Raw genomic sequence first — 7332 nt, 5'->3', positions numbered from 1 at the left:
TGCTCTGCGGTCTCTGCGCCTCCGCGTCCTCGGCGTGATCGGTTCAGCGGCCTGTTTGTCGCCGCCCCTCGGGAGTCGGGCGCGTCGTACGGTGCGCACGGGGCAGTGGAACTGATCACGCAGAGGCGCAGAGCTTGCAGAGAACGCAGAGGCGCTCCGCCAAACCCTGCCGGATTTTCTCGTGACCACGCGCGAAACCCATGCCCTCCCACAATGCATCGTCGAACGACAGGACCCATACACCTTCGCGATGTTCCGCTTGGCGTCATCGCGCAACAGTCGGCGCAGAACTCGGCACTCTTGAGTTCCAAAGGTCAGATCGTGATCCCGGCCGAGCTGCGCCAACAGGATGGCATTGAGGCCGGTCAGGAGTTCGACATCGAGCGGCTCAAAAGCCGGGAGCGCCTGCTGCGGCGTCGTTCGATGACCGTTGATGACGGCGCCTTGAAGTGGCTCCTCGACTGTCCGGCCACGGACTGGTTCGTGCCGATCAAGTCCGAGTCGACCGACAGCTCTGACGTTCGGGAGAAGTCTCTCGTCGACGCCGACGTGCCGAGCGGAGCCACCAAGTCATCGCCGGATGAACGCGTGGTAGCGTAACTCACCCCACACGAACGAGACATTTCTACTGATCCGATCATTCCTTCGGACTGACGTGGGCGGCGTTGATGGCGTCGTCGCGGGCATCCTTCCGCGCGATGCCAGTCAAGGACAGCCTGATCGCGGCGACGGACCTGACACCCGATCTCGAAGCCGTCACCATCTCACAACCGCGATATCTGTTTGCGCGAAATCGTTGCCGGTGCACAGCAGTTCATCATTTCGGACCGCGGCCAGCGCGTAGCTGAAGCAATCACCGAATTTGAGCGCGGCCCCGTGTCGCCCGTTACCGAATCGAACACCGGCTTCCTGCGCCACCGCGCATTGTGCAGCGTCAACAGGGACCAGCTCAATTTTCAGGTGACGCAGCAATGCATCGAGATCGCTGCGACCTCCCTCGCCGAGCCGACCGACCAAGACAAGACACGCTTCTACGGCCGAGGCGACGGACATGAAGCGTGTGGGCGCCTGGTGCAGTTGGTGGAGCAGATCCAGCGCATGGGGTTCGTCCATGGCGATGCTCACCACCGCCGACGTGTCAACGATCACGCGGGCGCGCCGTCGGTACTGTAGCCGATGATGTCGTCCGCCGAACGGGCGTCGAGCACCGGACGCTCCCGGATTCGCTGTGGTACGCGCTGTATCGGCATCACGTACTGCGTGAAGGAGCGGGCGGCTTCAAGGCGCTGCAACCGTTCCCGGAGGGCGACGGTTATGGCTTCGGTAATCGTCTCGCCGGTCGCCTCGGCAACGGTTCGCGCCAATCGTTCGGTTTCGGGGCTCTTGAGGCTTATGGGCATGAACGTGTCGCCAGAATAAGTATACCATTTGTGTAATGAATGGCATACTACCGTACAAACCCCATCAAGTGCACACCTCGATTGTGGTTCCTTTACGAGGACCTCGTGCGCCGGGGCGTTACTTCAATGATCCGACATACGCGTTCGCGTCCACCGGTCCTTCGAACGCGATGAAGAGCGTGCACGACTTGCCACCTTTACACCTCGCCTCATGCGGCAGACTTGCCGGACCATAGGCGTACTGGCCCGGGGTCAAAACTGCTGCCGCCGCTCCCTTGTACCGAACCGTGAGCTGGCCTTCGACCAGGATCATGCGCTCGGCGGAGGTGTGGGAATGGGCAGGGATCGTATAGCCGCCCGGTACGCGCAGGAACACATCGGCATTTGGCTTCGACGGATCGCCATTCAGTACGGCAATCTGACATCCCTTGGGGAAGATCGCGGGGCACGGCCCCCATTGGAGGGCCGAGGAAACGCTGCGGGTGATCGGCGCCGTCTGGGCGCTCAGGTGCGCGCCAGCACCGAGCGGCGCGATGCTGGCGAGCGACAGGACCATTCCCAATACTGTGATACGGGCGTTCGTCATAGAGTGTTCTCCCGGTCGATGGTTTCGAAGTGATGACGTGATATGATGAACGCGAAAGTATCCCGCGTCAGACGCCGCAGCTTGGAGACGATCTGGAGATTGTCTGGAGATTGTCTGGAGAATTCCCGAGCGATGGGCTACCGTTTCGCAGCATGATCTATCAGTTCACCGACTTCGAGCTTGACACTGACCGCCAGGAGTTACGCGCTTCAGGCGTTCGCGTTCCGGCGGAGCCGCAAGTGTTCGCGCTGTTGCGGCTGCTCGTTGAGAATGGCGGGCGAACTGTCTCGAAGCACGAGATCCGCGCTACGGTCTGGGACGGGCGTATCGTGTCGGAGTCGGCAATCTCCAGCCGGATCAAGTCCGTGCGGCAGTCTATCGGTGACAATGGCCATGCGCAGTCGTTGATTCGCACTGTGCACGGAATCGGCTTCTGCTTCGTGGCCGACGTCGCCACGCGCGCGGCCATCAGCTTCCCGAAGCAAGAGGGTTCCCCGGCAGTGGAGCCGATCGCGCATTCGCGCCCGAGTATCGCGATCCTGCCTTTTCAATGCCTGGGCGCGTCGGCGCGTGAGTTTCCAGTCGCGGAAGCGCTGCCGTCTGATCTCATTGCGGCGTTGTCGCGATTGCATTGGCTGTTCGTGATTGCACGAGGCTCGTCGTTCCGCTTCAGCACTCCCCGCACGAGTCTCGACGAAGTACGCCGCGCATTGAACGTTCGATACTGCCTCGCCGGTGTCGTCGAGATCTCCGGGAGCATGATGACGATCTCGGCCGAACTCAGCGACACGAGCGACCGAGGCATTATCTGGAGCGAGCGGTTCCGCGGCAAGATCGAAGCGGTACACGACATACGCGAAGAGATCATCAGCGCCGTGACGAGTGCCGTCGAAGTCAGGATTCCCATCAATGAGGCGCAGCGCGCGCTGCTCAAATCGCCGGAAAACCTCGATGCCTGGTCAGCGTATCATCTGGGCCTGCGTCACATGTATCGGTTCAACAAGTCGGACAATGACATGGCCACCGGATTGTTTCATCGTGCCATTGCCATGGAGCCGGGGTTTGCACGCGCGTACGCCGGACTGTCGTTCACCCACTTCCAGAACGCCTTCCTGCGATATGTGGACGATGCGGAATCAGCACAGCTCGCACAGCGCTACGCAGCCGACTGCCTCGAGCGAGATCCTCTTGATCCATTCGGCCACTTTACGATGGGCCGAGCGCACTGGCTGTTCGACGATCTGGAAGGCAGCCTTCCCTGGCTGGAACGGGCCAACGCGCTGAATCCGAACTACGCGCACGCGAGATACTCAACGGGATGGGCCGAAGCTCACCTTGGAAGCACTGATTCCAGCGAACGCAACATCGCCGCCGCACTTGTGCTGAGCCCACTTGATCCCTTCGTGTACGGCATGCTGGGCGTACGCGCTTTGTCTCACCTGAGCCTCAACGACAATGCGCAGGCAGCGCATTGGGCGGAGCGAGCAGCCAACTCACCCGGTGCGCATCCCTTAATCGAAATGATCGCGGCTGCGGCCCACGGACTCAATGGCGACGAGGCCCGGGCAAAGGTCTGGGCCGCGTCGGCCTGCGCTCGGGCAGGCTACCTGAACAAGAACGATTTCCACCGTGCGTTCCCATTTCGTGATGCGCACACGAAGGAGCGTCTCACAGCTATGCTGGTACGGCTTGGGTTCTAAGGAGGCGGCGCCCGAGAACGGCGTGTTCGTCAGGCATGTGCAGTCTCCCGTTGTCCCTTGCCTGCTTGCTCTGCTGCGACGACGCGCGAACCGGCATTATAAATGCGCTATCGTCAGATAGTGCGTACCGGCCTTAGGCCTACCTGGCCATCGTCCGAGCTCTTGCGTTGTACGTGTCCCGCGCTTTTGTATGATTTCTCATTGCAGCCTGTCGTGCGCCAAAGGCGTAGTCGCGAGTTATAGCCCAGGCACCCGATAGTACATACGACCCGAACAGGCGATTGATGAACGCGGTCTGTATTGTAGCGCTCGTTCATGTCGCACTTGTTCCATGAGTCACGGAATCCAGGACCCAAGCGATGACCGACCGCTCCCTTACGCCCGTTGCCGCGAAGAACAGAGGGCTGAAAAAGTGTCTGACCGGCATCAAAGGCTTTGACGAAATCACCGAAGGTGGTATTCCTCGAAACCGGATCACGCTGCTCAGCGGCGGCACTGGAACCGGGAAGACATTGCTCGGCATCGATTTTCTGATCGGCGGAGCGACGCAGCGCGACGAGCCAGGCGTCGTCATGTCGTTCGAAGAAAACGACGATGAACTGTTCGCCGACGTAGCCTCACTCAACTTCGATTTACTAAGCCTCGTCGCCGATCGGAAGATTCTGCTCGAATATGTGCTGCTGGAGCGGCGCGATGTGCAGTCGGACGGTGAATTCAATCTGGAAGGGCTCTTCGTGCGCCTCGAGTTGGCAATCGACTCTATCGGCGCCAAACGCGTCGTACTCGACTCCATCGATTCACTCTTTGCCGGCGTGACCGATGTCGGGATACTCCGCCTCGAAATCAAGCGCCTGTTTCGATGGCTCAAGAACAAAAAGGTGACCGCGCTCGTTACCGGCGAGACCACGCAGGGTACGTATACCCGGCATGGATTGGAGGCATACGTCTCCGATGGCATCATCTTCGTGGACAACCGGGTTCGCGATCAGATCTCCACCCGCCGCATCCGTGTCATCAAGTACCGCGGTTCGAATCACGGTACGAATGAGTATCCATTCGTCATCGATGAAAACGGGCTCTCGGTCATTCCCATTACCTCGTCGGGACTCGACCAACCCGGATCATCTGAACGACTGTCGACTGGCATCCCGTCGTTGAGTGCCATGTTCAACGGCGGTGGATATACCAGAGGGAGTACAGTGCTCGTGTCCGGGACCGCGGGCACGGGGAAGACGAGCTTGGCAGCGGCATTTGCAGTAGAAAGCTGTAAACGCAGGGAACGGTGCCTGTTCTTGTCGTCCGAAGAGTCGCCGGGGCACCTCATTGAAAACTTGAGTTCCATCGGATTCGATCTGGCGCCGCTGGTCGATAGTAGGCTGCTGTTGATCGTGTCGACCAGGCCGTCGTTCTTCGGATTGGAAATGCATTTGCTCGATCTGTACAAAATGCTCGCCGAATTCAAGCCGCAGGCGGTGGTCATCGATCCGCTGACCAGTCTGATTGGCCAGGGCAACCAGATGGAAATAGAATCGATGCTCACGTGTATGATTGATTCTCTCAAATCCAACGGTATCACGGGATTTTTTACCAGCCTTGTTTCTTCGACCAGACAGAATGACAACAGTGGCAAAATCGGCGTGTCCTCGTTGATCGACACCTGGATCGTGGTGAGAGAGTTGGAGGAAAGCGAGGGACGCAAGCGCATTCGAGGACTGTATATCGTCAAGTCGCGTGGTATGGCTCATTCTAGCGATGTGCACAAGCTCGTGATGAGTGATAGCGGGATGTCGTGGATGCCGATGGATGCCGATGGATGCCGATGGATGCCGACGCCACTGCGGGCGCGAAGCAGAAGAGCAAGGTCGGAAAGGCGACCGCGAATCCGGAGGCGTACATCCATGCCGGACGCCTCCCCTCCCTCCGATTCTGAACGCGCCGCGCGCATGAGCACGGCACGCCCGAATTATATCGTGGGAGTTGGCGGCTCTGCCGGTGCGCTCAACGCCTACAAGGCGTTGCTGGAATCGTTGACGACCGATACCGGCATGGCGTTCGTCATCATTTCCCACATCACCCCCGATGCGTACAGTCAGCTGGCGCTGATTTTGTCACGATGCTCGAGCATGCCAACCATGGTGGCGGTGTCGGGGATGCCGATACAGGCCAATGCCGATCTCGAAATTGAAGCGTTCATTTTCAAGGTGATCACGCCGCGCAGCAGACGAGCCGCGCAGATCGACTTGTTTTTTGTCTCGTTGGCATCGGCAATGGGCGGGTTCGCCATCGGTATCGTGATGTCAGGGTATGGTGGCGACGGCACCCTTGGCGTTCAGTCTATCAAGGAGAAGGGCGGCACCACATTTGCGCAGGACGCGTCGGCGGCCGTGAATGGAATGCCGACGCGTGCGCAAGCGTCGACGTATGTCGACTTCGTGCTGTCGCCCGAAAAGATTGGTGCGGCGCTGATGCAGATTGGGTCGCGCTTTTTCTGAGTGGTGATCCGCAGGAGCTGCCGGCGGATCTCCCGTTCGCGCCGCGATCGACTCTTTTTCATCGGCGCACCGGGCCCGGGAATGGCGCCCTTCCGCGCCTACGGCCTCCGCGTGTCGATCGGAATCACGTGCACGCCGTCCGGTCGCCAATACCGGTACCAGCGGCAGTAGTGACACCGAGCGCTGCCGGCGCACCGCACTTCGCGGTATCAACGCGACTCGCGAACGTGAGCAGTGATGCCGCGGCGGCGTCGACCAGGTCCTGCCCGCGCTTGACCTCGAACGCCGCCCAGCAGCCATCAGCCACTGGCGGCATAGCTCGTTGGCCTGTCACCGATCGCGTGAAATTCCCCAGGTAGCGATCTGACCGTGCCCCGCCCGTCGTCAGTCTGTCTCGCCCCTGACGGCACCCACGACCTCGATCAACCGCTCCCGCAGCACACTCGCGCGCACGCTCAAGTCCCGCTGACGCCGCTGGTATTCATCTCTCCCCTCGGGTGTCTCCACCCGAATTGGGTCGAAGCCCATGGCACGGAGGTCGTAGGGACCGGCCTGCATGTCGAGCACCCGCAACTCCGTCGCGAGCTCGAAGCACCGCCAGAGCAGATCGCTCCCGATCCATGGCATCGATGTGAACGCCCATCGGTAGAGGTCCATGTTGGCATGGATGCAGCCGGGCTGCTCCCGGTCATAGCGCGTGGACCACTCGAGCGGGATGCGGTTCATCGGCTTCGCGTCCGGTGCGAAGAAGCGGAAGGCATCGAAGTGGCTGCACACTACGGGGCGACTCGCCACGAACGCGTCCACCTGCTCCTGGGGAAGTCGCAGCGGAGCGATGTGGGCGTGGCGCACGTCATGACCGCCGAACACCATCGCCCACTCGTGCATCCCGTAACAGCCAAAGTTGGCGGGTCGATCCCGCGTGGCGGTCAGGACCTGCATCACATTCTCCAGCTTCGCGCGACTCTCACATGAGAGGGCGCGCGCGTCGCGCCGGATCACGCCGTCGATCGCACGATACACGGGCCCGGTGAAGCGCTCGCGGGCCTCCGGGGTGTCGACCAGGAACTCATGCGGCGCGGGGTGCCATGCCTCCAACTGCCCAGCCGAATATGTGTAATACTGGAACAGAAAGTCGTACACCGGATGCGCCT

General features: G+C 60.6%; 8 protein-coding genes. 3 read left to right on the top strand and 5 right to left on the bottom strand.

Features of this window, described 5'->3' with window-relative positions; translation table 11 throughout:
- Positions 1 to 213 precede the first annotated feature (213 nt).
- On the top strand, positions 214 to 600 hold the full coding sequence (locus ACESNG_RS03020; RefSeq protein ID WP_373067747.1) for an AbrB/MazE/SpoVT family DNA-binding domain-containing protein: 387 nt from the start codon (positions 214 to 216) through the stop codon (positions 598 to 600).
- A 156-nt stretch (positions 601 to 756) separates the two neighbouring features.
- Here the strand turns inward: ACESNG_RS03020 and ACESNG_RS03015 are convergent, their stop codons facing one another.
- The 3 genes from ACESNG_RS03015 to ACESNG_RS03005 all read right to left on the bottom strand — a co-directional run bounded on the left by ACESNG_RS03015 (position 757) and on the right by ACESNG_RS03005 (position 1986).
- Positions 757 to 1113 (bottom strand): type II toxin-antitoxin system VapC family toxin, encoded by a 357-nt coding sequence (locus ACESNG_RS03015; RefSeq protein ID WP_373061184.1) that lies wholly within the window; start codon positions 1111 to 1113, stop codon positions 757 to 759.
- Positions 1114 to 1145: 32 nt separating this feature from the next.
- Entirely contained in the window at positions 1146 to 1400 is a 255-nt protein-coding gene (locus tag ACESNG_RS03010; RefSeq protein WP_373061177.1) for a type II toxin-antitoxin system VapB family antitoxin, read from the bottom strand.
- Between the two features lie 118 nt (positions 1401 to 1518).
- Positions 1519 to 1986 (bottom strand): cupin domain-containing protein, encoded by a 468-nt coding sequence (locus ACESNG_RS03005; protein WP_373061176.1) that lies wholly within the window; start codon positions 1984 to 1986, stop codon positions 1519 to 1521.
- A gap of 152 nt (positions 1987 to 2138) precedes the next feature.
- Between ACESNG_RS03005 and ACESNG_RS03000 the strand changes: the two genes are divergently transcribed.
- On the top strand, positions 2139 to 3686 hold the full coding sequence (locus tag ACESNG_RS03000; protein ID WP_373061175.1) for a winged helix-turn-helix domain-containing tetratricopeptide repeat protein: 1548 nt from the start codon (positions 2139 to 2141) through the stop codon (positions 3684 to 3686).
- Positions 3687 to 4045: 359 nt separating this feature from the next.
- On the top strand, positions 4046 to 6178 hold the full coding sequence (gene kaiC / locus ACESNG_RS02995) for a circadian clock protein KaiC (RefSeq protein ID WP_373067744.1): 2133 nt from the start codon (positions 4046 to 4048) through the stop codon (positions 6176 to 6178).
- 124 nt (positions 6179 to 6302) lie between these two features.
- On the opposite strand, the gene ACESNG_RS02990 is transcribed toward kaiC, so the two are convergent.
- Entirely contained in the window at positions 6303 to 6494 is a 192-nt protein-coding gene (locus ACESNG_RS02990; protein ID WP_373067742.1) for a hypothetical protein, read from the bottom strand.
- Positions 6495 to 6562: 68 nt separating this feature from the next.
- A partial coding sequence (locus ACESNG_RS02985) for a 3-methyladenine DNA glycosylase (protein WP_373067740.1) occupies positions 6563 to 7332 on the bottom strand: 770 nt, incomplete at its 5' end.

This window comes from Gemmatimonas sp., assembly GCF_041689975.1.
Taxonomy (GTDB): domain Bacteria; phylum Gemmatimonadota; class Gemmatimonadetes; order Gemmatimonadales; family Gemmatimonadaceae; genus Gemmatimonas.
The sequence above is the reverse complement of the archived record's forward strand: the minus strand, read 5'-3'. Positions and strand labels throughout refer to the sequence as shown.